This is a genomic window from Haloferax marinum (assembly GCF_009674625.1).
In the GTDB taxonomy this organism is placed as follows: Archaea; Halobacteriota; Halobacteria; order Halobacteriales; family Haloferacaceae; genus Haloferax; species Haloferax marinum.
In genome coordinates this window covers 2,708,524-2,734,627 of the sequence record NZ_WKJQ01000001.1, presented here as the reverse complement: position 1 = coordinate 2,734,627, position 26,104 = coordinate 2,708,524, and the positions used below count along the sequence as shown (strand labels likewise).

Below are 26,104 nucleotides of genomic sequence, written 5' to 3'. Positions count from 1 at the left end.
CACCGGTCGCAGTCGGGAGACACAGAACGAGTCGAAGAATGAGTCGAAAGACAGAGAGTTAGGCGACGGGTTGGCTCGTCTCGTCCACGTCTTCGCGGGGGTACATGCCGCCGATGAGTCCACCGACGGTCGCGGGAATCGCGTGGAAGAGCACTAACACGAGGAGCGACAGCGCAACACCGAGCGTTGCGAAGACGCCGCCGAGCGAGAGTTGGGCGATAGAGACGGCGAGACCAGCTATCGAGAGCATGCCGATGGCGACGAGTCCGCCAATCGACCCCGCAAGGAACCCGTTCCACACCCCGCTGATTCGCCCACTTCGGGCGTAGTATCCTGCGGCCCATCCGCCGAGGAGGCCGCCAACCACACCACCGAGTAGTGCGAGTTGCTGGACGAATCCGGCAACGAGCGAGAGCACGAGCGTGATTCCGAAGCCAATCGCCACTGCACGCCACCGTGTCACTACCATGCCCGAGATACGTCAGGAAATAGCTTCAATACAGTTTGATATCTCACAGACTGTCAGAAAAACTGGCCCAAATTGGAGCACCCCGTCGGGGGTGTCTATTGCGACGTCTCTGCAGCACGGGCGAGACGCTCGTAGGCTGCCCACGACGGGTCGACGTCCGGGTGGTCGATTCGGTCGCCATCGACGACCACGCCCTCACCTTCGACGACGGTCCCGGCGATTCCGACAGGCGTCCCTCGTGATTCGAGCGCGGCGACGACGTCGTCGGTGACAGACGGGTCGGTGGCGACGACGAGCGACCCTGCAGTCGTCGAGCGCCACGGGTCGATATCGAGATAGTCACAGACTTCGCGGACGCCCGGCCGAAGCGGGATACTCGATTCGTCGATTTCGAGTTGGACGCCCGCGCTCTCGGCAATCTCGTTGAGCGCGCCGTGGACGCCGCACTCGGTCGCGTCGTGCATGGCGTGGACGTTGCGTCCACCGGCCGCCGAGACGGTCATCGCGTCGCGGACGGCGTCCGTCTCGTCGAGGCGTTCCTGTGCTGTCACGAGGACGTCGGGGTCGAGGCCGTCGAACCCGTCCGGAAAGAGCGTCGTCAAGAGCCCCGTCGTCTCGACTGCGGGGCCTTTCGTCACGAGGACGTCGTCGCCGGGACGTGCGCCGTCTGGGCGAACCACGTCTTCGTGGTCGCCGACTGCGAGTGCGGTTGCGCCGCCAACCCACGGGTACGAACACCCCGAGTATCGGGCCGTGTGTCCGGTGACGATGCTCACACCGAGGTCAGACGCTTCTTCGTGCATCGCGTTCCAGAGGTCGGCAAACTCGCCGTCGGTCATCTCCGGAGGGAGCGTAAAGGAGATAGCGATGTGCGAGGGGTCGAGGCCGGAGACGGCGATATCCGAGAGGACGATGTCGATGGCGAATCGGCCTGCTCGCTCGAAGCCGAGCGCTGGCAGGACGGATATCGGGTCGGTCGCGAGCGCAACCGCGGTGCCGTCGATGTCGAGAAGGCCGAAATCGACGCCGTGGGTCGGGCCGAGCGTGACGTCGTCTCGGTCTGCACCGAGGCGAGGGTAGATGTACTCGTCGAAGAAGTCACGGTCGACCTTTCCGAGGTCGGTCATATCGGGACTCGGTGGGCCGCGAGTAAGAACGTACCCATCCGTCGATTCGGCCGAGAATCGGTACGCACCGTGCTCACCGGGTGGAAGTGGGACGGTCCCCCGTCCCTGCTCATGAAGAAGGACGCGGAGACGGTTCGACAGGACAAAAACGTCCCACCACCACCGGTGTAAGGCCGCGTCGATTACACATCTACTCTGGACGTACAAGAACCCCGCTAAGTCCCCTCGATAGACCTAAATATGGGAAATGTGGAGTCGGAAAATTCTGCTGGCTCTCGTCGTGCGCCGTCTCGGTCAGACAGGTCGGTGACCTGCTTCGTCGGGAGTGTTGTTCGGTGTCCACCAGACGTCGTCGATGTGTTCGATGAGCGCGCGCGCGACGGCGACCGGCTCTTCGTGTTGAACCCAGTGTGTCGCGCCTTCGAACGTTCGCATGTGGCCATCCGAACAGTACGAGAGACTCTCTCTGGCCATCTTCGGTCGGAGGAAACGGTCGTTGGTCCCCCAGACGACGAGCGTCGGAACTTCGACGGTCTTCCGCTTCGGTTGCGGGCGGTCACGGACGAGCGCGCGATACCAGTTGACCATCGACCGGTACGCGTCGGGGACGGACCACGCGGTCCGGTAGCGGTCCATATCCGTCTCCGAGAACGTCCCCGGAAGCGACGACGACCGCATCGTCCGCTCCAACACGGCCCAGTCGCCGACTGGTGCGAGCAGTTCCGGGAGTTTCGGGAGTTGGAAGAACAACACGTACCAACTACGGAGTTGCTGTGCAGGGTCCCGGCGAAGATGTCGAGCGAAGACCGTCGGGTGCGGGAGGTTCATCACCGTGAGCGACCGCACCCGGTCTTCGTGATGGAGCGCGGTCCACCACGCGACGGCAGCACCCCAGTCGTGTCCGACGACGTGTGCCTTCTCGTACCCCAGAGCCTCGATGAGGCCGCTCACGTCGTCTGCGAGTCTGTCGATGTGGTACGCCGAGACGTCACTCGGTCGGTCGCTCAGGTTGTATCCTCGTTGGTCGGGCGCGACGACCCGGTATCCGTCCTCGACGAGTGGCCGGAAGTAGTCCGCCCACGCGTACCAACACTCGGGGAACCCGTGGAGGAGAACGACGAGTTCGCCGTCCTCGGGTCCTGCCTCGACGACGTGGAGTGAAACGTCACCGACTTCGACCCAGTGGTCGGACGCCTCGACAGACAGCTCTACGCCCTCGCAGGTCAACCCCGATTGACTCGACATACCACCCGCTACGCGGGCAGAAGACAAATGTTCCTCGGCGAATGGAACGTCGGTGGGACCCGAGCACGTTGGGCGAATCCGAGTGAAAAACGCCGTCGAAGCGGGTTATCCGAAGAGTCGCTCGCGGAGACTGCGTTTGCGAGTCCGTTCTGCGAGGAGGACCGAACAGTCGACGTCGTCGACGACGTCCAGCACCAGCGTCCCGCGGACGAGACGCGACAGCAGACCGCGTTCGGTCGCCCCGATGACGAGCAACGATTTATCTCGTGCGTGCGATTCGATGGCCGTCTCGACGTCGCCGGTTTCGACTGCCAGTGTGGCGTCACCGAGGCCGCGTTCTTCGGCCCACTCGCTGAGGAACGCTTCGCCCTGTCGTTTGTCGTCTGCGACGTGTAGGAGCGTCACGTTGGCGTCGTAGAACTCCTTGAGGACCAACGCGATGGACGCAGAGAGGTCCGAGTCCGGCCCACCTGCGGTCGGCACGAGCACCTCCGACGGGTCGAAGCCGCGGTCTTTCAGCACCAACACGTCGTACGGAAGCGTGCTGGTCATCTCTTCGATGGCGCTCTCTGCACGGCCGGGTGCGCCGTGACTGTCTGGTCCCCATCCCATCACGACGAGGTCCGCGCCGTACGTCTCGGCGGCGTCGAACACTTCCTCGAACGACCGGTGTGAGAGGACCGTGTGCGTCTCGATATCGACGTCGAGTTCGTCGGCGTCGAGACGGGCTTGCTCGAGTAACTCGTCCGCCTCGGCGAAGTCGTACTCCGTTCGGGCGGATTCGAGTGCCGTCTGGTCTGGAACCTGGACGATGTGGACACCGACGAGCGTGCCGTTGTTCGCTTTCGCGACGGACCCGCCGAGCGTGACGAGGTCACGTTCGCTCGCAGGGTTGGCCAGCGGAACCATCACTCGGTAGCCACCGTCGGGTTGGACCGACGTGGTCGCCGAGACAGCGGCCGCAGGCATCTCCTCAGACCGCTGGAGCACGTACTTCCCGAGGATTCCTTGCTTCGTCGCCTGTCCACGGGCGTAGACCGCGTACCAGAGCATGGCGAACACGACGAATCCGACCGCGAGCAAGACGATGGTGTCCGCGAAGAACGCGATGAGCGCGAACGACGTAATCGCCCCGAGAATCGGCGTGAACGGGTAGAGCGGGACCCGGTAGTCGGGTTGGTAGTCGTCTGGGTCTGCGATACGCATCACTACGAGCGAGACGTTGAGCAACCCGTAGATGATGAGGTGGAGGACGCTCCCCGCGTTCGCGAGCGTCCCCACGTCGGCGAGGAGGATGAACGCGAGGATGAACCCACCCGTGATGGCGATAGAGCGGTACGGCGTCCCGAACCGCGGATGAATCTCGTTGAGTTCCTTGGAGACGATGCGGTCGCGACCCATCGCGAAGTTGATGCGCGACGAGGCGAGAATCGAAGCGTTCGCCGACGACGCCGTCGCGAGGAGCCCACCGAACAGCATCGCGGCGGCCCCGACCGGTCCGATGAGGATGCGTGCCACGTCCACGACGGCCGTGTCGTTGCCGGCGACGACGCTGTTATCGACGGCGGCCAACACCGTCACGAGGACGAGCGCGTACACCGCCGTGACGATGATGACGCTCCCGAGAACTGCACGCGGGAGGTTCTTTCCGGGGTTTTTGATTTCCTCTGCGACAGAGGTAATCTGGACGAATCCGAGGTAGGAGACGAAGATGAGACCCGTCACTGGGAGGAGTGGGCTGACGCCTTTGTCCGGCGGGACGAACGGTCGGAGTTTCGCGAGGTCGGCGTTCAGCAGGCCGAAGACGGTGAACACTGCGAGGATTCCGAGCAGGATGATGACGATAGCGTTCTGCAGTCGTCCAGTCTCTTTCGCGCCGACGTAGTTGACGAAGACGAACAGCGACCCACCGGCGAGGGCGACGAGTTTGACGCCGGAGATGGTTATCCCCCCAATCACGAGACTCGGTACCGCGAGGAACGTGACGACGTACTGGCCGAAGCCAGTCATGTAGAACGCGGACGCGAACGCGAGGCCCATCCAGTTACCCCATCCGGCGACGCTGCCGAACAGTGGCCCGAGTGCGTGGTTGATGTAGTAGTACGCACCGCCAGATTTCGGCATCGCCGTCCCGAGTTCACTAGCGGACGCGGCGGTCAGCAGTGCGATGACGCCGCCCAGGACGAACGCGGCAGCGGCGAGTGGCCCTGCCTGAAGGACGGCCGCACCGGGCAGGACGAAGATACCTGCGCCGATCATCGTCCCGATACCGATAGTCAGCGCTGCGAGCGGGCCAAGGTCTTTTGCGAGTTCCTCGTCCGTCATTTCTCACCGTCCGTTTCGCCGTCTGGTTCAGTTTCGCTCCCCGATTCGAGTTCGACGTCGTCGCCGGGAAGGACGACCACTGGGCGGTCGCTCTTGCGAATCAACCGGTCGCGAACGTCGCCGGAGAAGATGTCCCACCACGAGCGACCACCGCGAGGCGTGAAGACGATAGCCGAGGCATCGACCTCGGAAGCGGCGTCGAGGATGGCGTCGCCAACGTCGGTGTCGAATCGGAGGTCGGTCTCTAGTTCGATGTCGGCAGCGTCGGCGGCGCGACGAGCGATGTCGAACACGTCTTCTGCGAGCTCTTCGCGTTGCTCGACGCCCGCTTTGTCCGGTGCGCCACCGGCTTTCTCGATGACGTGGACGACGTACGCCCGGCCATCGGTTGCCGCGATTCGCGGGAACGCGACGCCACACGTTACCTCGGCGTCCTCCTCGTTCGCGAGCGGGACGAGCGGACGCGAGAACAGTGGTTCAGGTCGTGTCGTCATAGTAGAGACCACGTCGTTTTCGAGTGTGAAGCGAGCGATTCGACCCGGCGGAACGGGATTGTGTCGGGCTGAAACGCGCCCGATTCACAATGTGACCGTCGGGAGTTCATATCGCCGGCTTGAACGCGAATTGGTATAGAAGTTCGCAAATCCCGCCCCCGAGTCGGCGAAACTCGCCGGGATTATGGGACGTTCGTTAACTTCCCTCTCTCAGATGGCGGTAACCCACGCCTGGTAGTCGTCCGACCGGCCGTAGACGACCTGGAAGACACGGTCGACGAAGCCAGCGAGGCGGTTCGCGTCGGACCGCGCAGAGATTCTGACGTTCGTTCCCTCTGCTTCCTCCGGACTCTCCAGTTGGTCGATGCGGAACTCGGGGAACTCGTCGAGGAGGCCCTTCAGGTGGTCGAGTTCCTCGTCGGTCACGTCCATGTTGAACGTCCGTTCGGCGAACTGAATCCACGGACCGGGGTCTTCTCCGTCGACGTCCGGGTCACGTTCGGCTTCGATCGTGAGGAAGGCGCTTCCACGGTTGCGATGTGCCACGACTGCGTCGGCGAAGAGTTTCCGACGCTCACGGGGAGAGTCTGCCTCGAATCGGGTCATGCTCGTGGCTACTGTCGCTCGGTACAAAAACCGCCCGCGTCGTCGCGGTGGTCAGATGAACAGCATCACTGCGGCGAGGCTCACTGTGCTGATAGCGAGTAGTTGCACTGCGAGGACGAACGCGGGAGAGACGCCTGTCTCGCGCATCGCGTCGAGACGGATGTCGAGGCCGAGGCCGACGAACGCGAGTGCGAACAGCGTATCGCTAGCAGTGTCGATACCCGCCAGCGTGCCGGTGGAGAACAGCCCAACGTTTGCGAGGATGGCAACCAACACGAACCCGACGAGGAACGCAGGGATTCCGTCGACGACGGCCTTCACGCCTCCAGAGTCGGGGCTCGCATACCGGGCAGCGTACCAGAGCGCGACTGCACCGAGCATCGAGTTACGTGCGAGTTTCGTCACCGTCGCCCACTGTCCTGCGACCTCGGAGTGAGCGAACCCTGCCGCGGTGACCGGTCCAGTGCTGAACATGCTCAGACCGGCCCAGACACCGAACTGCTGGCCAGTGAGCGGGAGTATCTCTCCGGCAACGGGGAACACGGCGAGCGTAATCGCGTCGAACAGCAGAACCGTCGCGACGACGTGCGCGAGCGACTCCCCGTCGGCATCGATGGTCCCTGCGATGGCGGTCGCCGCCGAGACACCGCAGACACTCGCCCCTGCAGCGAGGAGCGAACTGGTCTTGGCCGTGAGTCCGAATCCCCGCCCGGCGACCACTTCGACGAGCGCGATGCTCACGACGACGGTCACAACGACGAGACCGATAACTAGTGGCCCGGACGCGACGAGTTCGTCGAGGGCGATACGAGCACCGAGGAGGACGATACCCGCCTCCAGAAGCACCGTTTGTGTATCGACACCCGGTTTCGCCCAGTCGGGGACGCCGACGGTGTTGGCGACGACCGCGCCGAAGAAGACGCCCAGCAAGAGTGCGTTGACTCCTGGAACGACGCCTGCGACGAGTGTTGCCACCCCTGCGAGGACGACGAGGAGACCCAAGCCGGGGAGGAGTCGCTGAATACGGCCCGCTACCATCTTGCTCACAGTCCGGTGACAGAGAGACCGGTCAGACTCGGTGCTTCCAGTGGCACGTCACGCATCACTCGACGAGACGAGCGAGGGGCCGTTGAACGTGTCGCTCTGCACCGTAGAAGCCGGCAACATTCACCGAAATCTGCGTTCGTGTGGGGTATTGTCAGGCAAATCACTGGAACGAACGAGCGATATTTGCCCTTTTCTCCGACCCAAGTCGTCGCATATCTGGGTTGGTATCTTCAACACTATATGCTCTCGCTGGATGGTAGTCGATATGGGCAAGCGCATCCTCCTGCTCGGCGCTCCTGGCGCGGGCAAGGGCACGCAGTCGAAGCAACTCGCCGAGAAGTACGACATCGAACACGTCACGACCGGTGACGCACTTCGTGCGAACAAGGATATGGAAACCGAGTACGGCACGCCTCGGTCGTTCATGGAGAAGGGAGAACTCGTCCCCGACGCAGTCGTCAACGAGATCGTCCGCGCGGCACTCGAAGACGCAGACGGCTACGTCCTCGACGGCTACCCACGGAATCTCTCGCAGGCAGAGTACCTCACGGAGATTACGGACCTCGACGCAGTCCTCTATCTGAAGGTTGCCGAGAGCGAACTCGTCGAGCGACTCACCGGCCGACGCGTCTGTTCCGAGTGCGGAACCAACTTCCACGTCAAGTTCAACCAACCGGAAGAAGAAGGCGTGTGTGACGAGTGTGGCAGCGAACTCGCCCAGCGCGACGACGACACCGAAGAGACCGTCCGTGAGCGTCTCTCGGTCTTCGAAGAGAACACCGCACCGGTCATCGAGCACTACCGCGACGAAGGCGTCCTCGTCGAAATCGACGGCGAACAGACGCCGGACGAAGTGTTCGACGACATCGCCGCCACCATCGAGTCGTAAGACTCGACGAACAACCAGAACGCTCTGAGTTTCGGTGACGTCGTCGACGACGCGTAACCGAACCACTGATTCGGCTTTTTTCGCACCTCTGTCGGCCGGGACGCCGCATCTCCAGTCGTGCGTGTTCTCGCCCGCAGAGTAAAACCTTGATAACGGCCGGTTGCTAAAGGGGCGGTAATGGCACGAATCGAATCTAAGGTGCGTTCCCTCGTCGGTTCGGACTCCGACATGCGCGCCGCCGTCGAGACCGTCCTCGAACGGGCGGACGACGGCGAAGTCGAGTGGGCCGACGTCCGCGACGAGCTCACGAGCGGCCAGTGGGGCCGTCTCATCGAGAAAGGTATTCTCGTCGATGGCGACGAAGGGTTCCGACTCGCAGATGTAGCGGCGACCCGCGCCGGCCTCGAAGACAGTGACTCGTCGTCCGGGTCGTCGAGTTCGTCTTCCTCGTCGACTGACACCGGTGACTCCTCGTGGTCGAAGTACGACAAGGGCGCGGCAGTCGTGACTGTCGGCTTGTTCCTCGGCTACTCGGTCGCCGAGGTTCGCAACGTCATCGGCGGGGTCATGGACGTCGCACTCGGTCCGCTGGCCGAGTTGCTCCCGTTCTACGCCGTCGTGATGGTCCTCGCACTCGCCACTGGTCTCTACTCCACGCTCCTGCAGGCGAACCTCATGGACATGGAGAAGATGTCCGTCTACCAAGAGCGGATGAAGGACATCCAGAAGCGACAGAAGGAGGCCCGTGCGAACGACGACGACGCTGCACTGGAGAAAATTCAAGAAGAACAGATGGAAGCGATGGGCGACCAGATGGGCATGTTCAAAGAGCAGTTCCGCCCGATGGTGTGGATTATGTTCCTCACCATCCCGGTGTTCCTCTGGATGTACTGGGCCATCGGTGTCGGCGGCGCGAACGCCCAACCACACGTCTCGCTCGAACCCCTCGTGCTCCCGCTGGTCGGGGAAGTCGCGTGGAAAGACGGTGTCGTCGGTCCGATGCAGGCGTGGATTGTCTGGTACTTCCTCTGCTCGATGGGCTTCACCCAGATTATCCGCAAAGGGCTCAACATCGACATGACGCCCTCGACGTCGTAAGCCACCGTCCAACGTCTCACTTCTCCCCCCTCGACCGGCGTGAGAAGGCCCCACAGGGGCCGTCGCCAACGATAACCTCTTTTAGGCAACCCCACGGAGCATGGATATGTTACTGACTGTCTCCGGGCCACCGGGCAGCGGAAAGAGCACGACGGCGGCCGCACTCGCCGCGGCGTTCGACCTCGAACACATCAGTGGTGGCGACATCTTCCGTCAACTCGCCGCCGAGCGTGACATGTCCGCCGTCGAGTTCAACAAACTCGCCGAGGAAGACGACCAAATCGACCGTGACCTCGACCGACGCCTCCGTTCTATCGCAGTCGAACGCGACGACGTCCTCCTCGAATCCCGACTCGCTGGCTGGCTCGCGGGCGACGAAGCGGACCTGCGATTCTGGCTCGACGCTCCAGTCGACGTTCGCGCAGAACGAATCGCCGACCGAGAGGACAAGGCCGTAGACGTCGCGCGCGAAGAGACCGTCACTCGCGAGGCCAGCGAGGCGAAACGGTACATGGAATACTACAACATCGACTTCTCAGACCTCTCTATCTACGACATCTCGCTGAACACTGCTCGGTGGGGGGAAAGTGAAGTGACTGAAATCATCACGTCGGCCGTCGAAGCCTACGACCCCGACGACGACGAAGGCAAGTATCCCGTCGAAGGCGTCCGCTACGACTTCTAACCATGCTCCGAACCCCACCCGAAGACCGAAGCGTCGACGAACTCCTCTCGTTCGGCGTCGTCAACCTCGACAAGCCACCGGGGCCGTCGGCCCACCAGGTGACTGGGTGGGTCCGCGACATGGCCGGCCTCGACCGAGCCGCCCACTCGGGAACGCTCGACCCGAAAGTGACTGGCTGTCTCCCGACTCTCCTCGACGACGCGACCCGCATGGCGCAGGTCTTTCTCGAAGGCTCCAAAGAGTACGTCTCGGTCCTCGAACTCCACGGCCCTGCACCCGCAGACATCGAATCGACCGTCGCAGAGTTCGAGACCAAACTCTACCAGAAACCGCCCCGGAAATCGGCCGTCTCGCGTCGCCTTCGCGTCCGCGAGATTTACGACCTCGACCTGCTCGAAGTGAAGGACCGACAGGCACTCCTCCGCATCCGGTGTGAGTCGGGAACCTACATCCGAAAACTCTGTCACGACCTCGGTCTCGCACTCGGAACTGGCGGCCACATGGGTCATCTGCGCCGAACCGCGACCGACCCGTTCGACGACTCAGACCTCGTCGACCTCCACGACCTGCAAGACGCCCTCGTCTTCGCCGAAGACGGTGACGAGTCGTGGATTCGTGACCTCGTCTTCCCCGCCGAACGCGCACTGACGCACATTCCATCGGTGACGATTGCCAACAGCGCCGCCCGCGAAGTCGCAAACGGTGCCCCGGTCTACGCCCCCGGCGTGTTCGACGTGGACGCCGACGCCTCCCGTGGTGACCTCGTCGCGTGCTACACCGAGAATGGGTCGGCCGTCTGTCTCGGGGAACTCGTCGGCGACGCCGACGCCGACTCCGGAATCGTCGTCTCGTTAGAGCGCGTGTTGGTCTGAGTTCTGCCGACGGTCTTTGGAACAATTCTCCTTCCGACGTGCGATTAGGTCACACGACAGCCCGCCGCAGTCCGACGACGAAACGAAGGGCTTAACCCCGAGACACACATCGCTTTGAATGCACCCTGGGACCGTGGGGTAGTGGTATCCTCTGCCGATGGGGTCGGTAGGACCTGAGTTCGACTCTCAGCGGTCCCACTCCACCTTTTTACTTCGTCGACTATCGCTCTCTGAGCGACAGTCTCCTCGCAAAAATCTGTCACCGTGAGCGAACGCGAACGGTGACTCGTGAGACGCATCGCGTCTCACGGTGGACCAAAAACTTCCCGCGAGCGCTCGCTCCGCTCGCCTCGCGGTACAGTACCGACTGACTTACCGCACAGCTAGTCCGTCAGGACTCCGACGAGAACCCACCTGCGTCGAGTGAATTCGTCACCGCGTTGAGCGTCGAGCCCGGAAGTCGCAGCCGACGAGCGATGAGAGAAATCGTTCACTGCCCAACGAGAGCGACCCCGATTACGGGATGTAATACAGGTCGAGGTCCCCGTTCGAAAACACGTGATTCACGTCGGCTTGGTGCTGGAGGGAGCCGAGGTCCGACGTGGAGAATCGGTGTTCTTTGTAGACCGTGAGCTCTCGGACGTACGTGTTTCGGGTGATGACGAGATACCAGTCGTCCTGCTGTTGGGCTTGTAGCTGCGTAATCTGCGTACTATTACCAATCGCGCCGTCGAGTCTGCCGCCATCGTTGAAGCCAACCATGGCCTGGTAGTATCGCTCCGGTTCCTCTTGGACGCCAGAGATAATCGCCTCCTCGCTGGTGATGTCGAACGTCGCGTCGTACCCGACGATTCGAGCCTCGGTGATTTGCTGGTTCGCTCTGAATATGTACGGCGAGTTGTAGAGCGTGAGCGACGAGAGGACGAACAGGAGGGTAAAGCCGATGACCAACGCCGGGACGACCGCTTTGCGCAGTCGCGTGTTCGAGACGACGCTCGCACCGTACGCGACTCCCACGGCACCGATAATCGTCGCAATCAACATCATAAAGCTAGCCTGCCGGAAGAAGTACTGCCCGACGTTCCCGACGACGTAGATGCCGAAGATTCCACCCATCGCGATTAGCCCACCGGTGAAATAGACTATCAGTCGGTTCGTATCGACGGGCTTGGACCGGATTTTGAGGATTCCTGCGACCGTCCCAATCACGACCACTCCCGACACGGCGATGTAGATGGTACTCACCGCGAACAACCTGAGGAACACCGTCGTGGGACTCGACCCAATCGCTCGGAGGGAAGACGACTGCGATTGAATGGCAGAACCGGGGGTGGTGGAGGACCCAGCCAAGAAGTCTATGACAGAGCCGACGCCCCCTTGTGCGATGGTAATGAGACCTGGGAACTGCACTATCCACAGGAAGTACGCGGCCACAGACAGAGAGATGACGATGGGATACAGTGGCCGGTGGTTCCATCTGGTTAGAGTGGTGTTTCGCTTGCTGAAGAAGAACTGGAACACACTAATCACGACGAACAACGCGACGACGTTCAACGCCTGCATTGGGTGGTACAGAATCAGTGCGAAGACTGAGAGGAGGAGTGCGACAGCGACCGACGTCGAAGTTCCAAAGAGACCACTCGATTTGGGGGACCGAAGGTACACGATCAAGAAGAACACCACTATCGGGGCGAACAGCGTCGCCTGACTACTCGGGTGAGGACGAGTCGTCGCTGCGAGTTGGTGGAGTGGAATGAGTAGAAACGCGGAGAATGCGCCCACGGTCAACGCCGCCTCGTTCCCGAGGAGTGCCCGAACCACGAGCGGAACGAACACGAAGAAGATGCCGGCGGTGATAAACAACGGGACGAGGAACGTCGACTGCCACGCGGAGAGCCCTGCCATCGTACTGAGGAACGCAGAGACGGTGTGTAGCGCCGGATAGACCGTTTCGAATGGGGTCAACCTCCCGGTGAGCAACCCATTCGTCACTCCGACGTGCGTCACCGAGTCGTGAATCCCCTGGAAGAAGTAGCCACGAGTTATCGACAGAGAGATGACTGCAAAGCTAGAGAGCCCCCCGAGAACCAGTCCGAATCGGCGGAGCTGACTGTTCTTCGTGGTGAGCGAGAGAGCGACTGCCGAGAGAAACGCGGCGACGACACCGACCCAAAACAGGGCTGGCGTCGACGTGTAGATAGACAACTCGTACGCTGTTGTCGGATTCCGGTGGGCGACGAGGATTGCCAGAGTGAGACTGCTAAATCCGGCGATACCCAGCAACTTCGACCACCGGTCACTAGTGCTGGACGGGAGCTGCATATACCGACTAGCACTCGTCAAGAAGGGTTAGTTATGGGCCGGTTGCACGCCCCGAACCGCTACCTGGACAGAACAGGGTGGCCGGAATCTAATCGTGCATCGGCGAACGACCACACTACCGGTTAGTATCTTTCTAACTCTCGAAAAGTGGCTGTCCGGACGGGACGATGAGTTCCGACACCAAGAGACACAACTAGCGAATCCGCTCTGTCGTCGAAAAAGTAAGAAACGCAGTCGTCCGAGAACGACACCGCTCAGACGGTGGCGTCTGGGTTCGAACCGGGCGGGGAGTGTTCACAGAACCGAACTCGTCGAGCGCAGTGAACCGACGACGTGGGTTCGGTCACTCACAGCAGACCAACCGGTGTGGTGGTCAGACCAACCGGTGTGGTGGTCCGGTTCGTCGTGTTATTGGTTCAGGCTGGACGGGTCGACGGGTTCACCGTCGATGAACAGGTCGTAATACTGTGCGTCGACATCGGCGGACCAGGCGACGATGCTTCCGACGTAGTTGTACGTGTCTTCAGACCCGTTCGCGGCGTATCCATCTATCTGGACCGTACCGTCGCTATTCGTGAGGAAGTCGCTCTTTTCAGCGTTCATCCCACGTGCAGCGTCGCCGTCGACGGTGAGCGAGTACTGAACGAGCGGTGCGTCTTCGGTCGTCTGAATCGAGAACGTGTGGAGCGTTGGCGTGGTGCTTCCGTCGGTGCTTCCGCCCGTACTCCCGTCGGTGCTTCCATCGTCGGTGCTGCCACCGCTACTCCCTCCGAGGACGTCAGACGGAATCCGGCAACTCGACGAGGAGACATTCTGCGTTTTGAACCCGGTGATGTCCGCGTTGGGCATGTCGACACACGATTTGTGAATGACGGACCCCGACCGGTCGGAGTGGGCGTAGAAGCCGCCACCGTTCCCGGTGAACGAACAGTTCTCGAAGGTAATCGCCGTCTCCTCGGGAACTGGGCGTCCGGACTCGATTCGAGCACCGCTGACCGTCCGACCCGGACGCTCGTTGCGGATGACACAGTTACGGAACGTGGCAGACCCGTGTGCACCCCACGTCGGGAAGTCGATGACACCGCGTCCACCACCGTCGCCTTTCGCGTTTATCGATTCGATGACACAGTCTTCGAAGATTGCGCCGTAGTCGGCAGCAGGACTGGAGTCTAACTGGATACACGCCGAGACCTGCGTCTCAGGGTCGTCGACGATGATGTGAACGCCGCGGGCGCTGGAGACTTTCGAGGGGTGGTTGCCAGCGCTGAACCGGAGTTGGGTGTTCTGGTTGTTCGCGAAGACGCCACCTTCGACGGTGAGTACACCTTCGGAGGTGTAGCGGGTGGCGTTCTCGTTGGCGTTGCGCAGTTCTGCGTCGCGAAGGATGAGTTCACCAACGTGACCCGGACCGCCGCGAATCGTCTGTGCGCCACCTGGGTACGGAACTTCGACAGACTCCGCATCGACGCCGTGGGTAATCCGTTCAGCGACGTTGACACCGCTGATGTCGGTGGTTGCGTACGTCAGGTTGAAGTCGAGACCGTTGTCGTCGTCGGGCGTGACACCGAGCCATTCGACGTCTCGAATCAGCGAGTTGTCGGGGGAGTTGAGACCGATTGCGGCCGCGGTGGTCTCGTCGTTCCGCTGTTGGAGCGACAGGTTGTCGATGAGGATACCGGAGCCAGCGAATCCAGCGATGAGCAACAGCGCACTGTCTTTCGTCGGGGTGAACTGGACGTCGCGGTGGCTGCTCCCGGTACCGCGGATACCGAATCGGCTCACACCGTCGTAGTAGTGGTGGCGGTCGAAGAGGTAGGTTCCTGGGGGGAACTCGATGAGGGTGCCAGTTTGGATGTTGGCTTCGAAAGCAGAGTCGATGGGCGTGGAACCGGTGGGGTCCATACCGAGGTCGTCGACGGCGTTGACTACTCGGTCGAACGTGATGCCGCCGTGGGACGTGGCCGAGGAGGCGGCACCGGACGCCACACCTGCCGTGGCGATGGTGGCTGCACCAGCCGCTTTCAGGAACGAACGACGGTCGAGTCCGTTCCGTTTCGCACCGAGTTCTGAGTCTGGTGCGTCCGGATGATTGTCCGAATCGGCAATCTCTTTGTTCGTGGTGTTGGAGGGCTTACTACTGCGATTCTCCTCTGACATACTTTGGTAGCGAGAGCTTAGTGACTTATCGATTCTTACAGGGTTCGTATTGAGAAAATACGCTTATTCACCACTTACCTTTGTTCTTCCCACAGATAGTTATCACATACCGTTACTGTTCTCAGCGAGTGTGTAGCTAACGGTGCCGTGAGTGCCACCGCGCGAGCGCCGATTCGTCGTTCCCCGTGCCGAGTGAACGTTCAGTGTGCTGTGGATGCAGACGATGAAGCAGTTCTCCGAACTGGACGTCGGTCGACTTCCAATCAGACGTACCCCAGTGCCTCGAGCCGGTCGCCCACCTCCTCGTCGTCGAGCCGTTCGACGGCCATCGGGTCTTCTGCGACGACCTCACGCCGGTCGTCGAATTCGGGTTCGAACCACGGAACCGTACGGAGCTTCGCCGTGTGAATCGGCGGATGGCCGTAGTGAGGAGGGCCAAAGGGGACGAGACGTTCTCCCAAGAGTTCGCCGTGGTCTGCCGTAATGACGGTTTTTCCGTCCACCTGTTCGAGGAGGGACGCGACGTGTTCCAAGACGATATCGAGGCTCTCGACGTACGCCTCGTGGGTCTGTTCTCGCGAGATCTCGCCCGCTTCCATCGCATCCCACCATCTGCTTCCGACTCGGAATCGGCTGATGTCGACGTCACGACGGACTTGTTCTGCTGTCTCTCCGATGTACGGGATGTGTGGTTGCATGAAGTGGACGATGAGCCGCTTATCTGGATGCCGCTCGTGCATGTCCACGGCCGCGCTCACGACGTCGTCGGGGAGTATCGTCTCGGCGTCAGGGTCCCAACTGTCCAGCAATGGTTCGACTCTAAAGAACGTCCCATCGGGCAGTTCGTTCGCGTGCGGGTTCGCACTGACGTACACGGTGTCGTGCAGTTCGTTCCCGACGAAGTTCTCGCTCATAAATATCCAGCTCTCTGGCCCTCTCGAAATCACCGAGGAGAGCGACCCGTCGATTCCGCTCTGTTCGACCCGGTCTGCAAAGTAGTCGTACCGACAAGCGTCGAGGATGACGAGTGTGTCCCAGTCTTGTTCGGTGACAGAGATTCCGCGGCCATGTGCTGCTGTAAACAGCTGATAGGTGAGCATCCGACGGAGTTCGATCTGGAAGAGCTTCGGATTCCGCAGTCCCGCTGTGAAGTTGTCGAGCGTATATCTGTCGGGAAGCAACGTCATTCATCCCCCTCGGTTGGAGAGTCACTCAACGTCGGAGACACCCGCCGATGACATGGTGTTTGGAGCGGGTACCCCACCGTTTCCGTCCGTCGACAGTGGGTCTGCATGTTCGATGACGATGTACCCTCCAGACGAACATAATTATAGTGTGGTTTCTCCTGATACCAAGTTCGGAGGTAAGCTACTGCAGCGGGTTGCGACGGAAAATCAGTCGTCCGTTCTAGACGAGTCTCAGTCCCCAGTTTCTCCGAGACACGGAGCACACATCTTAGTTCTGGGACCGGGTATAGACGAACAATAACAATGCTCGGCTGATTCGAGTATTAGATGATTCCAATGCTTGGGAAGATTCTCCGCGGAACGTCAGTCGTTTTCGCCTCACAAGTATTGGGAATGGTCACTCAGGCGGGCCTCCTCTTGCTATTGACGCGGTATCTCCTCCAGCCCTCTGAATACGGACTGCTCTTTCTCACGCTCTCTGTTCTGGGTATCTTGATGCTCTTTGCGAATCTCGGCCTCACGATGGCGAGTGCGCGGTACATCAACGATTATCGAGAGAAGTCACCCGAACTCGTCCCAATTGTAATAAAAAAGACGTTACTCTACAACGGGATATTAATCGTCTTCGTGTGCACGGCCATATTCCTGTACCACGATACGATAGCCGCCGTCGTCGGTGAACCTGCGATATCTGCACTTCTTTTATTCGGAATTGGGTATATCGTAACGATGTCGTTCAAGGGAGACGCCACGTACTTCTTTTACGGTTTCAACAACATGAAAGGATACGCGGCCGTGAGTATCGTGTCGAACGTCCTGTTGTTGGTGGCTGTTCCGGCCTTCATCTACTTCGGGTTCGGCCTCGAGGGAGCGTTATCTGGATACGCACTCGCGTATGGATTGGCAGCTATCTTGGGGTTAGCCATCATCTACCGCAAGTATTATTCGACTCAGAACGTGAGCAAGACGCTCGAAAAACAAGTCTCTAGACGCCTGCTGAAATACAGCGCGCCGCTCACGTTGACGATGGGGTCGAACGTCATCAATTCGCATGCAGACCGGATTCTGCTGGGTGTGTTCCGAGGCCCGGAAGCGATCGCGTTCTACACGCTCGGAAAGCAGATTTCGGACTTTCTTATCGTGCCTGCCCGCTCGCTCGGAATCGGCTCTTCACCGACGCTCGGAGAGCAAAAGGCCAACGACGAGGAGGACCACGCTGCCAGACTGTACGAAGAGGTGTTTCGGTACACCGTGGCAATCTACGCTCCTGCCGCGGCAGGAGTCGTCCTCATCGCAGACCCGATGATTCGACTGGTCTTTGGCTCTGCGTACGCCGGAGCCGTGCCAGTTCTTCAGATTTTCAGTGTATTCATGTTCGTTCGCGCACTCAACGTTATCACGAGCGACGGACTGGATTACCTCGGCCGTGCCAATATGAGAGCGACCGCGAAGGCGTCCACCTCGGTAGGGAACATCGTTCTCAACGTGCTTCTTATCCCGCCGTTCGGCATCATCGGAGCCACTATCGCAACAGTACTCACGTACAGCGTTTACGTCGCTGCACAACTGTACCTCATCATGGACGAACTGCCGATCGACAAGTCCAAACTCCTTCGCTCTGGTCTCCTACTGACTGCCGTCACGGGTGGAATGTCGGCCGTCGTCTTCCCACTAACGGGATACATCTCGAGCGTCCCGTCGCTCATCGGCGTCATCTTCGTCGGCGGGGTCGCTTGGTTCATCCTCATCGTTCTGTCAGGGGTCGTCGATATTCGGAATCTGTTTGCAGTACTCACGTAGTGTGAGTTACTAATCGCCAAGTAAGGATGACAATATTGTAAAAACTCATTCATAACTATCCCTCCATACATCGATGTATTGCTTGCCCCACGAGGGGGGCTAATAGTATGTCATCAAAGAAATCAAGAACGTTCGACATGTCTCGCCGTTCACTCCTGCGAAAGAGTGCGGCGACGACCGTAATGCTCGGAATTGGTATCCCCGCGTTCTCGGGCTCTGCAGCAGCCACCAACTGTGCCCGCACGCCAGGCTACTGGATGAACCACGACTGGTATCCGGGACCGCCCGCCGACCCAACTGCGCTCGAACAAGTCAACAAGAAAGTCCCCGGCGTCTACTTCCCGACCGTCGAAGACGGACAAGCGTTCCTCAAAGCCCCCGCGAAAGGTGACAAGGGCCACATCATGGCGACTCACCTCGTCGCCTTCGTAATCAACAACCAGGCGGCGTATCATCCCTGTGTGACCACCCCCGTTGTCGACGTTGGCTACGGAAAGGAACCCATCAACAAAGTGGTGTCCTACGCAAGGCAGTGGCTGGATGCGTCCGGTTGGACCTATGGAAACGGGACCAAACTCACGTCCTGGTACGTCGACGGTGTCCCAGTTTCGAACGGCGAGATGCTGAAAAACATCATCGACGAGTTCAACAACAACAGAATCGACGTCGACGACGTAGACTGCCCGTGCTACAACTACAACGACTGAGATAGGTCGTCAGAACTCCCCCGCGCGGTCCTTCGTTTTTTCCAGGGTGAATTTATCGAACAGAGAGGGTAGCCGCTCCATTATTATACTTGTCGAGATGTAATATTCATAAGATGTCCTGGCAGCTCGCAGTCAGAAACCCCCACGCCCTCCCACACGCACGTCCTCCCACCAGCAAACGTGTGGGCACTACCCAACCATCATGAGCACTTTAGGAAACGTCGTCCGATACATCGAACGTATCGAGTTCACCATCCCATCAGACCTCGTTGGCACTGTGCTTCTGCTCGCAGTTGCTGACGTACTGCTGTTCTATGGTCCTGCCGAACTGCCGTTGTTGAAGGTCTTGTTCGGCCTGCCGATGGTGCTGTTCGTCCCCGGCTATCTCGTGGTCGCGCTTCTCTTTCCCCGCCGGTACACTCCCGATGGGAGCGACCACAGCTCACGACCAGCGCAGTCGTACTACCGGGGGTTGGCGTTCGGAAAGAGCCAAATCACCTGGAAGACGCGTGCGATACTCTCGGTCGGGATGAGCTTCGTGGTCGTCCCACTGTTAGGTGTCGTGGTCGCTTTGTTGACCGGGTCGGTGGTCGAGCAGTCGATTCTGATGGCGATGAACGTGTTCGTCATCGGCGCTGTCGTCGTCGGCACCATTCAGCGTCTCTACATTCCCGCAGAGAAGCGTCTCACTGTACCACTGCGAGAGTGGGCGCAGTCGACGAGCGAGTTCTTCAGCGGAGGAAGTAGGGTGGACTCCATTCTCTCTGTCGTCTTCGTCGTCAGCGTGGTGGTCGCCGTCGGAGTGATGGGGTTCGCTCTTCTGTCGCCAGACAACGGTGAGACGTACACGAACGTCGCCTTGCTGACTGAAGACGAGAACGGGAGCCTCGTCGCATCGGGCTACCCGACCGATTTCACCACCGGGGAGGGCAGTGAGATGGTCCTGCGCGTCGAAAACTACGAAGACGCCGAGACGACGTACTCGGTCGTCGTCGAACTCCAGCGAGTCAGTATCGCAGACAACTCGTCGACGGTCACAGAAGAGACGCAACTCCTGCGTACCCAAGAGACCGTCTCTGCCGGCGAGACCTGGGAGTACCCGCACACGATTTCGCCGACGATGGAAGGAGAGAACCTGCGGTTGGCGTATCACGTCTACAAAGGCGAGGTCCCCGACGACCCGAACATGGAGAACTCGTACCGAAACCTCCACCTCTGGATATCGGTCTCGGACTCCGGTGAGTCCGCCTCGATGACGTCAGAGGTAGACCAGTAGAACGTGACGTCAGAGGTAGACCAGTAGAACGTGACGTCAGAGGTAGACCAGTAGAACGTCCAGTGAGCGCACGGCACGCCAAGTAGAAACAGGTGTGAGCGTTCGCAGCGTTCCGAATTCGGAACCTCAGTCGTTGGTTGAGGTCACGGTGGTCCTCAATCGCTGGTTGGAGCCACGGTGGACTCGGTCTCGTGTTTCTCGATAAGAGAATCGACGATCGTCTCCAGTCCGTCGACGTCGACGACGATGTCGTTGTTGATGGCCCGACTGTTCTCGCCGGTGAAAATCGACTCACAGACCATACACTCGTAGTCCATGTCGTACTCGTTCGCGAGGACGAAGTAGCTCTCGTCACAGCCATCCTGGGCGAACAGTTCGACGACACTCGTGTCGCTATCACAGAACATCAAATTGACGTACGCCAGTCCGTGGGGACCGACGATGATGTCCGCTCCAGCGAACAGTTTGATCTGCTCTTCGAGCGAGAACCTACCCGGTTCGTACGCTTCGAACCCGCGTGATTCGAGGAGGTCGATGACTTCCTCTTCGTTCTGGACGCGGCGTCTGCTCGCGTCAGCACGGGAGATGTAGACGCGCTTCGAGAACGTCGTGTCCACGTCGGGGAGGTTCGAGACGATTCGCTCGCCGGCCCACTGTATCTCTGAGGCGAACCCAGAACTCGGATTCCCCTCGAGACGTATCGGGTGGGGTGCGACCGCCAGTCTGTCGACGTGGCTTATCTCGTGACCGTGTTCGATCCACTGACTCGAGTCGTAACCGAGCAACTCCAGAGACCGTCGTTGGAAGTCGCGCAACGGCGAATTGACTATCAAAGTCGGCGTCTCACCGGTCACCTCGCAGTACTCTTCGTACCATCGAAGCTTGGGTATCGTCTCGTGGAACCAGCAGTACCGGTACGACCCGCGCTCACTGTTGAGGATGAAGGCGTGGTCGATGTGTCGGGCGGGCTCGGCGCCGAACAGCGAGTGTTTGAGAACGCGACTGAGCGGGATGACGCGCTTCATGAACTTCATCTGATGGACGAAAAACGCGGTGTCGACGCCGAACCACGAAGGGAGCAAGTATCTCCCGTCGATGCGTGCGACGGGAGCACGTCCGACGACCTCGACGTCCTCGTAGACGTAGACGTGGTTGTCAGGACTCGATATCGTTCCCTCGAAGTTCCGCAGTTGCCGGGGTGCAGACTCCCTGGATTCTCCCCGATACTCGACGTCCAACGACGGTTTCTCGGGGAGCGTAACGACCTCGTCTGCCCGATTTCGTGGGTCTTTCAAAAGTGGCGGCCAGAGACTATAGGGCAGTCGCTCTCTCGTGTACTGTGGCGCTTTCGAAGATAAGACTCTCAACCCCCGACTTTGGTAGTAGTTGAGGATGGTTCTGGAAACGTCCTTTAATTGAGTCATCTACTATGATATCTCGTCAGTTTCACATTTCGTTATTCCCCCTCTACTACCGGTACATAGGACATACACGGTTCTAACACAGTGACGCGCTACCCAGCGGAGGGAGACGGACGTGAGTAGTGTCCTCTGGCGAACTCGCGCCGGAGTCGCCATCAGACTCAGAGAACTCCTTGCAGTGTGCCGATTTGTGGGCGCACCAACGACCCACGTATCGTTCGGTTCCGTGCATTCTTGCGAAACAGTTCGTCAAACGCCCAGTAGGTTTCCGAAAAAGGAGTATTTCCTTGGACGAGTCGCGGAGTCAGAGAGTAATGGCAGGAATTAATCAAAAATAGGGTATCTATCGCAGTCGTTCGATGGCAGACAGCAACTCGAGCTAGTGCAAAAAATGTCGTTTCGAATACCAATCAATCCACAGTACAACCAGTATTAATATACCAATATTTCTGGTCGTGGCTCTCGTAGGATTCCGCTCGGTCCTCCCCTCGAATCCAAATTCGAACTGTTACGTGGTAGCCGATTGCACGATTCATATGACTTTTTACTTCAGACACCAAGCAGAGTTCATCGGTCGTCCAAGTTTGTTCGAGCGGACTCGGGCGGCCGATTCTACCGTCTCGACCACGCACCGAGAGGGCAGTCTCTCGTCGGCGCAGGTATCGTCCTGCAGAGTCCTCGAACGGTCGGAGTTCCGGTCGAATACGATGAACCGACCGATTTCCGACCGAACGCTGCGAATGTTGTGAACCGACCGATTCGACGTGTCTCGAAGCAACCAATTCCGTCGCCTGCGAAAGGTAATTTTTAATATGAGCTGATTTGATGGCGGGCCATGGAACCACTGGGAATCGAACAGACCGTCGAACGAATCGCTGAGACGTACGAGATAGAGGTGTACGACGTCCACGAGTCGGACGACACGCTCGTCATCGAACAAGACGAATTCGACGAGACGCGGTTTGCCATGACCTCGGCACTGATTTTCGATAGATACGACACACAGTTCGACACCATCGAGGTTCGCGTGTCCGAGTCGGGAGAGACGAGAGAGGTCGACCGAAGACAGTTACAGGAGTCGTTCGACAGACTGTCGAACGTCGTCGGCAACTGACCGACGATACGGGCGTGACCGAGTTAGTAGGTCACCGTTCCTTCTTCACGAGCCTCGTCGAGCCATTCGGGGTCGGGGACGTCGGTCGACCCGAGGTCGGTCAGTTCGAAGCGCCACTCGGCGGAGACACGTTCACCGGACTCTGTCTCACCGACGAGTTCCCACCCCGACGAGCGGGCAATGCCGTTTTGGTCCACGAGAGCGACGAGCGTGAAGTCGGTTATCGTCACGTTCTGGTCGGACCCAAACGTCCCAGCACCGTACTGTCGCCAGAGCATCGGGTCGGTGTACTCGTACCGGTCGACTGTGACACCGTCGAACGTTTCGGTGCCGACGAACGTCGCCTCTTCGAAGTCGTCGTACGCGAAGGACGCACCACGGGCCAGCGCGTAATCGAGTTGGTTGCCGTCAGCAGGGATGACCTGGTACAGGACGTCGGTACCGTCACCGAACCGAGTGTAACTCGTCCCGTCGGCGATGAATCGCTCGTAACTCGCACCCTCGTCGTCGCCGGTGATGGTGAACGTCTCACTCGTCCGATTCGCGTCGAGGTCGACGTAGTAGGCGTTGGTCAACGTCGACTCTTGCCCCTCGGAGTCGACGATGCGGAGCGACCACGTACTCGTGAAACTCCCAGCGTCACGGAGCGCGGCCTCTGCGTCGCTCACGACGAACTCGTCAGCGTCTCCTGCGCCCCCGCCAGACCCGTCCGAACCACCGCCAGAACCTCCTGACCCGCCGGACGACCCGTCAGTTGGTGTCGCCGTCGTACTATCTGTCGGCGCTCCAGCACACCCCGCGAGGACGAGGACGAGTGCTACGAAAACTGTGAGTGTCTGATTACGCATAATCACGTCTACAACGTCACATGATGGCTTAACACCGCTGAGCGACAGCGTAGCACGGGTCGAAATCGGTTGCCGTCAGAACCCGAACGAGGTCGAGCGCCGGGTCACGATTTCGGACACACCAACGAGGAGAAACACACTCACGACGATGATTCCAACCTCGACGACGGACGAGAGCACCCCGAGTGAGACGATGAGCGTCGTCGCGCAGGCCGGTGCGTGAACGGTGTCGGTAGCGACCATCCCCCAACTCGTCCCGACGACAGAGAGGAGTCCGCTGGCGACGAGTCGGAGGCCGTCGAGCGAAAACGCCGACGGGGTGGCCGTGAGTGTGACACCGCCTGCGAGGAGGACGTAGGCGAGGAAGCCAACGACTGCGCCGACGACGTGGCCACCGACGACACGGCGCGCCCCTGGTCTGTCGGCGGGTCGTGCGAACGCGAGGACGAACGCGGAGGGTCCGAGGCTCGGAAAGACGAATGCCTTGCCAGTCGCCCACGCGACGACCCCGAGGACAGTAAACAGGAACCCTGCGAAGAGCGCAGTCTCGACCCCTCGCCGTTCCATGTCTCTACGTCCACAGGTACACACTGAAAATGGTGTCTTCCTGTGACGGTCACTACCAGATGTAAGTAGGACCCCATCGACAGTATCGACATGTCCGGCGCAGTGTTCCTCGAAGGTGACGTCGTCGAACTCCGAACCGTCGATGAAGACCACATCTCGTTTTTCCACGAGATGGTCAACGACCCACGGGTCAGACGGGGAATCGCTGCCGTCGACCCAGTCACTCGAACGAACGAACGCGAGTGGGTCGAGTCTCGGGGAGACGACGACAACATCAACTTCGTCATCTGCGCCGACGGTGACCCCGTGGGGTCTATCGGTCTCAAGCCACCGAACGTCCTCACCGGAGCAGTCGAGGTCGGGTACATCGTCGCCCCCGACCACTGGGGCAACGGCTATGCGACCGACGCACTCCGTGCCATCTGTGGATACGCATTCGGAGAACGCCGACTCAACAAGGTGTACGCGAAGGCGTTCGAGACGAACCCTGCCTCGTCCCGCGTCCTCGAGAAAGCCGGATTCACGAGAGAAGGAGTCCACCGAGCAGAGGGATTCGTCGATGGCGAACACGTAGACGTGTTCCGCTACGGACTCCTCTTCGAGGAGTGGCAACGAAGCGAGGAGAAAACAGAATCCGACTCTCCTCGTTGGTTCTAGCCTAAATCCAGCCTTCTTGGGCGAGGAGTTCGCCGTTGAGGACCGACGCACCAGCGGCGCCGCGAATCGTGTTGTGGGCGAGGCAGTTGTACTTCACGCCGTTGGGTGTCTCCTGAATCGCGCCGGCGGAGATTTGCATGCCGTCGCCACGGTCACGGTCGAGACGGGGTTGTGGTCGGTAGTTGTCGTCGAAGACGTGGATGAGTTGCTCGGGAGCGCTCGGGAGGTCCACACCGGGGTACTCGCGCATCGCCGCTTTGACGGCTTCGGGCGAGGCGTCGTCTTCGAGGTCTGCAAAGACGCTCTCTAAGTGTCCGTCGAGGGTTGGAATACGGTTACACGAAGCGTTGACCTCGGCGTCGTGGAGGCTGAGTTCGGCGCCGTCGAAAGAGCCCAGCAGTTTGCGCGACTCGGTCTCCATCTTCTCTTCTTCGCCACCGATGTGCGGGATGGCGTTGTCGATAATCTCCATCGAGGTGACACCGTCGTAGCCTGCACCGGAGACGGCCTGCAGCGTCGTCACGTGGACTTTGTCGAGGCCGAACTGGTCGAGTGCGGCGAGCGTCGGGACCATCGTGATGGTCGAACAGTTCGGGTTCTTCACGAGTGCGCCGTCCCACCCGCGTTCGTCGCGCTGAACTTCGATGAGGTCGAGGTGGCCGGGGTTGATCTCCGGAATCGTCAGTGGGACGTCCGGTGCCATGCGGTCGTTCGAGGAGTTCGACGAGACGACGTAGCCTTCTTCGAGGAACTTCGGTTCGACGTCTGCGGCGACAGAAGAGGGAAGCGACGAGAAGAGAAGGTCGATGTCGTCAGGGACGTCTGCCGGGTCCGTTCGGCCGACTTCCATCGAAGCGACGTCGTCCGGGATGGGCGTGTTGACGCGCCACTTTGCGGCTTCGTCGTAGCGCTTGCCCGCACTGGACTCACTCGCGGTCAGCGCCGCGAGTTCGAACGTGGGGTGGTCTTCGAGAAGTTGGATAAATCGCTGTCCTACTGCACCGGTTGCGCCGAGGATTCCGACTCGTACTGCCATTATCCGTGTCTTAGTGTATCACACGCATAAGGTCGTTTGGATTCGAACCGATATTCCCTCCAAAAAATCGGTACAGTTCTCCTCACCGACGGTTCTATCACGGTCGAACAAACAAATCGGCAATCGTCGAACACGATACCGACGCGTGTTGTTGA

The 26,104-nt window shown here is 60.0% G+C and carries 23 protein-coding genes and 1 tRNA gene; 10 read left to right on the top strand and 14 right to left on the bottom strand.

The window, feature by feature from the left end; translation table 11 throughout:
- Nucleotides 1-58: 58 nt before the first annotated feature.
- The 7 genes from GJR99_RS13735 to GJR99_RS13705 form a co-directional block, all read right to left on the bottom strand.
- Nucleotides 59-469: a DUF5518 domain-containing protein gene (locus tag GJR99_RS13735; RefSeq protein WP_151113095.1), complete on the bottom strand. Its 411-nt coding sequence runs from the start codon at nt 467-469 to the stop codon at nt 59-61.
- A gap of 95 nt (nt 470-564) precedes the next feature.
- Nucleotides 565-1,596: an AIR synthase family protein gene (locus GJR99_RS13730; RefSeq protein ID WP_151113093.1), complete on the bottom strand. Its 1,032-nt coding sequence runs from the start codon at nt 1,594-1,596 to the stop codon at nt 565-567.
- Between the two features lie 294 nt (nt 1,597-1,890).
- Complete coding sequence (locus tag GJR99_RS13725; protein ID WP_151113091.1) at nt 1,891-2,841, bottom strand: alpha/beta fold hydrolase; 951 nt, start codon at nt 2,839-2,841, stop codon at nt 1,891-1,893.
- A 105-nt stretch (nt 2,842-2,946) separates the two neighbouring features.
- Nucleotides 2,947-5,166 carry an amino acid permease gene (locus tag GJR99_RS13720; RefSeq protein WP_151113089.1) on the bottom strand — a complete coding sequence of 740 codons (2,220 nt, stop codon included), beginning with the start codon at nt 5,164-5,166 and terminating at the stop codon, nt 2,947-2,949.
- Entirely contained in the window at nt 5,163-5,660 is a 498-nt protein-coding gene (locus GJR99_RS13715; RefSeq protein WP_151113087.1) for a universal stress protein, read from the bottom strand. Before GJR99_RS13715 ends, GJR99_RS13720 begins: the two co-directional genes overlap by 4 nt.
- A 210-nt stretch (nt 5,661-5,870) precedes the next feature.
- Nucleotides 5,871-6,266 carry a hypothetical protein gene (locus GJR99_RS13710; RefSeq protein ID WP_151113085.1) on the bottom strand — a complete coding sequence of 132 codons (396 nt, stop codon included), beginning with the start codon at nt 6,264-6,266 and terminating at the stop codon, nt 5,871-5,873.
- 51 nt (nt 6,267-6,317) lie between these two features.
- Complete coding sequence (locus GJR99_RS13705) at nt 6,318-7,304, bottom strand: YeiH family protein (protein ID WP_151113083.1); 987 nt, start codon at nt 7,302-7,304, stop codon at nt 6,318-6,320.
- Nucleotides 7,305-7,578: 274 nt separating this feature from the next.
- Here GJR99_RS13705 and GJR99_RS13700 point away from each other — a divergent pair, with 274 nt between their 5' ends.
- The 5 genes from GJR99_RS13700 to GJR99_RS13680 all read left to right on the top strand — a co-directional run bounded on the left by GJR99_RS13700 (nt 7,579) and on the right by GJR99_RS13680 (nt 11,055).
- Nucleotides 7,579-8,202 (top strand): adenylate kinase, encoded by a 624-nt coding sequence (locus tag GJR99_RS13700; RefSeq protein ID WP_151113970.1) that lies wholly within the window; start codon nt 7,579-7,581, stop codon nt 8,200-8,202.
- 177 nt (nt 8,203-8,379) lie between these two features.
- Nucleotides 8,380-9,300, top strand: coding sequence for a DUF106 domain-containing protein (locus tag GJR99_RS13695; RefSeq protein WP_151113081.1), 921 nt, complete (start codon nt 8,380-8,382; stop codon nt 9,298-9,300).
- A gap of 106 nt (nt 9,301-9,406) precedes the next feature.
- Nucleotides 9,407-9,985, top strand: a complete 579-nt coding sequence (cmk, locus tag GJR99_RS13690; protein ID WP_151113079.1) for a (d)CMP kinase — start codon at nt 9,407-9,409, stop codon at nt 9,983-9,985.
- A 2-nt stretch (nt 9,986-9,987) separates the two neighbouring features.
- Nucleotides 9,988-10,857, top strand: a complete 870-nt coding sequence (locus GJR99_RS13685; RefSeq protein WP_151113077.1) for an RNA-guided pseudouridylation complex pseudouridine synthase subunit Cbf5 — start codon at nt 9,988-9,990, stop codon at nt 10,855-10,857.
- A gap of 127 nt (nt 10,858-10,984) precedes the next feature.
- A tRNA-Pro gene (locus tag GJR99_RS13680) sits at nt 10,985-11,055 on the top strand.
- Nucleotides 11,056-11,373: 318 nt separating this feature from the next.
- Here the strand turns inward: GJR99_RS13680 and GJR99_RS13675 are convergent.
- The 3 genes from GJR99_RS13675 to GJR99_RS13665 all read right to left on the bottom strand — a co-directional run bounded on the left by GJR99_RS13675 (nt 11,374) and on the right by GJR99_RS13665 (nt 16,523).
- Nucleotides 11,374-13,179 (bottom strand): glycosyltransferase family protein, encoded by a 1,806-nt coding sequence (locus GJR99_RS13675; RefSeq protein WP_151113075.1) that lies wholly within the window; start codon nt 13,177-13,179, stop codon nt 11,374-11,376.
- 408 nt (nt 13,180-13,587) lie between these two features.
- Nucleotides 13,588-15,336 (bottom strand): hypothetical protein, encoded by a 1,749-nt coding sequence (locus GJR99_RS13670; RefSeq protein ID WP_151113073.1) that lies wholly within the window; start codon nt 15,334-15,336, stop codon nt 13,588-13,590.
- A gap of 263 nt (nt 15,337-15,599) precedes the next feature.
- Nucleotides 15,600-16,523 carry an alkaline phosphatase family protein gene (locus tag GJR99_RS13665; protein WP_151113071.1) on the bottom strand — a complete coding sequence of 308 codons (924 nt, stop codon included), beginning with the start codon at nt 16,521-16,523 and terminating at the stop codon, nt 15,600-15,602.
- A 327-nt stretch (nt 16,524-16,850) separates the two neighbouring features.
- Here GJR99_RS13665 and GJR99_RS13660 point away from each other — a divergent pair, with 327 nt between their 5' ends.
- The 3 genes from GJR99_RS13660 (at nt 16,851) to GJR99_RS13650 (ending at nt 20,306) form a co-directional block, all read left to right on the top strand.
- Nucleotides 16,851-18,323 (top strand): flippase, encoded by a 1,473-nt coding sequence (locus tag GJR99_RS13660; protein WP_151113069.1) that lies wholly within the window; start codon nt 16,851-16,853, stop codon nt 18,321-18,323.
- Nucleotides 18,324-18,430: 107 nt separating this feature from the next.
- Entirely contained in the window at nt 18,431-19,030 is a 600-nt protein-coding gene (locus tag GJR99_RS13655; RefSeq protein ID WP_151113067.1) for a twin-arginine translocation signal domain-containing protein, read from the top strand.
- Nucleotides 19,031-19,232: 202 nt separating this feature from the next.
- Nucleotides 19,233-20,306, top strand: coding sequence for a DUF1616 domain-containing protein (locus GJR99_RS13650; protein ID WP_151113065.1), 1,074 nt, complete (start codon nt 19,233-19,235; stop codon nt 20,304-20,306).
- A gap of 155 nt (nt 20,307-20,461) precedes the next feature.
- Here GJR99_RS13650 and GJR99_RS13645 read toward each other — a convergent pair whose 3' ends face one another.
- The gene (locus tag GJR99_RS13645; protein WP_191967129.1) at nt 20,462-21,601 is read right to left on the bottom strand and encodes a glycosyltransferase family 61 protein; all 1,140 of its coding nucleotides are present in this window, start codon (nt 21,599-21,601) and stop codon (nt 20,462-20,464) included.
- A 961-nt stretch (nt 21,602-22,562) separates the two neighbouring features.
- Here GJR99_RS13645 and GJR99_RS13640 point away from each other — a divergent pair.
- Nucleotides 22,563-22,841: a hypothetical protein gene (locus tag GJR99_RS13640; protein ID WP_151113061.1), complete on the top strand. Its 279-nt coding sequence runs from the start codon at nt 22,563-22,565 to the stop codon at nt 22,839-22,841.
- 23 nt (nt 22,842-22,864) lie between these two features.
- Here the strand turns inward: GJR99_RS13640 and GJR99_RS13635 are convergent, their stop codons facing one another.
- Nucleotides 22,865-23,689 carry a DUF7537 family lipoprotein gene (locus tag GJR99_RS13635; protein WP_151113059.1) on the bottom strand — a complete coding sequence of 275 codons (825 nt, stop codon included), beginning with the start codon at nt 23,687-23,689 and terminating at the stop codon, nt 22,865-22,867.
- A 75-nt stretch (nt 23,690-23,764) separates the two neighbouring features.
- A complete protein-coding gene (locus GJR99_RS13630) occupies nt 23,765-24,256 on the bottom strand; it encodes an HPP family protein (RefSeq protein WP_151113057.1) in 492 nt (163 codons plus the stop codon).
- 90 nt (nt 24,257-24,346) lie between these two features.
- Between GJR99_RS13630 and GJR99_RS13625 the strand changes: the two genes are divergently transcribed.
- Nucleotides 24,347-24,913 (top strand): GNAT family N-acetyltransferase, encoded by a 567-nt coding sequence (locus GJR99_RS13625; protein WP_151113055.1) that lies wholly within the window; start codon nt 24,347-24,349, stop codon nt 24,911-24,913.
- 1 nt (nt 24,914) lies between these two features.
- Here GJR99_RS13625 and asd read toward each other — a convergent pair whose 3' ends face one another.
- Nucleotides 24,915-25,949, bottom strand: coding sequence for an aspartate-semialdehyde dehydrogenase (gene asd / locus GJR99_RS13620; RefSeq protein ID WP_151113053.1), 1,035 nt, complete (start codon nt 25,947-25,949; stop codon nt 24,915-24,917).
- Nucleotides 25,950-26,104: the final 155 nt, after the last annotated feature.

Bases quoted from the DNA above. Each gene is read 5' to 3' on its own strand.
- GJR99_RS13705 (WP_151113083.1), bottom strand. From the start codon at position 7,304: ATGGTAGCGGGCCGTATTCAGCGACTCCTCCCCGGCTTGGGTCTCCTC.
- GJR99_RS13655 (WP_151113067.1), top strand. From the start codon at position 18,431: ATGTCATCAAAGAAATCAAGAACGTTCGACATGTCTCGCCGTTCACTC.
- GJR99_RS13670 (WP_151113073.1), bottom strand. From the start codon at position 15,336: ATGTCAGAGGAGAATCGCAGTAGTAAGCCCTCCAACACCACGAACAAA.
- GJR99_RS13710 (WP_151113085.1), bottom strand. From the start codon at position 6,266: ATGACCCGATTCGAGGCAGACTCTCCCCGTGAGCGTCGGAAACTCTTC.
- GJR99_RS13735 (WP_151113095.1), bottom strand. From the start codon at position 469: ATGGTAGTGACACGGTGGCGTGCAGTGGCGATTGGCTTCGGAATCACG.
- GJR99_RS13720 (WP_151113089.1), bottom strand. From the start codon at position 5,166: ATGACGGACGAGGAACTCGCAAAAGACCTTGGCCCGCTCGCAGCGCTG.
- GJR99_RS13695 (WP_151113081.1), top strand. From the start codon at position 8,380: ATGGCACGAATCGAATCTAAGGTGCGTTCCCTCGTCGGTTCGGACTCC.
- GJR99_RS13675 (WP_151113075.1), bottom strand. From the start codon at position 13,179: ATGCAGCTCCCGTCCAGCACTAGTGACCGGTGGTCGAAGTTGCTGGGT.
- GJR99_RS13630 (WP_151113057.1), bottom strand. From the start codon at position 24,256: ATGGAACGGCGAGGGGTCGAGACTGCGCTCTTCGCAGGGTTCCTGTTT.
- GJR99_RS13650 (WP_151113065.1), top strand. From the start codon at position 19,233: ATGAGCACTTTAGGAAACGTCGTCCGATACATCGAACGTATCGAGTTC.
- GJR99_RS13730 (WP_151113093.1), bottom strand. From the start codon at position 1,596: ATGACCGACCTCGGAAAGGTCGACCGTGACTTCTTCGACGAGTACATC.
- GJR99_RS13685 (WP_151113077.1), top strand. From the start codon at position 9,988: ATGCTCCGAACCCCACCCGAAGACCGAAGCGTCGACGAACTCCTCTCG.
- GJR99_RS13665 (WP_151113071.1), bottom strand. From the start codon at position 16,523: ATGACGTTGCTTCCCGACAGATATACGCTCGACAACTTCACAGCGGGA.
- GJR99_RS13640 (WP_151113061.1), top strand. From the start codon at position 22,563: ATGGAACCACTGGGAATCGAACAGACCGTCGAACGAATCGCTGAGACG.
- GJR99_RS13700 (WP_151113970.1), top strand. From the start codon at position 7,579: ATGGGCAAGCGCATCCTCCTGCTCGGCGCTCCTGGCGCGGGCAAGGGC.
- GJR99_RS13725 (WP_151113091.1), bottom strand. From the start codon at position 2,841: ATGTCGAGTCAATCGGGGTTGACCTGCGAGGGCGTAGAGCTGTCTGTC.
- GJR99_RS13635 (WP_151113059.1), bottom strand. From the start codon at position 23,689: ATGCGTAATCAGACACTCACAGTTTTCGTAGCACTCGTCCTCGTCCTC.
- GJR99_RS13625 (WP_151113055.1), top strand. From the start codon at position 24,347: ATGTCCGGCGCAGTGTTCCTCGAAGGTGACGTCGTCGAACTCCGAACC.
- asd (WP_151113053.1), bottom strand. From the start codon at position 25,949: ATGGCAGTACGAGTCGGAATCCTCGGCGCAACCGGTGCAGTAGGACAG.
- GJR99_RS13660 (WP_151113069.1), top strand. From the start codon at position 16,851: ATGATTCCAATGCTTGGGAAGATTCTCCGCGGAACGTCAGTCGTTTTC.
- GJR99_RS13715 (WP_151113087.1), bottom strand. From the start codon at position 5,660: ATGACGACACGACCTGAACCACTGTTCTCGCGTCCGCTCGTCCCGCTC.
- cmk (WP_151113079.1), top strand. From the start codon at position 9,407: ATGTTACTGACTGTCTCCGGGCCACCGGGCAGCGGAAAGAGCACGACG.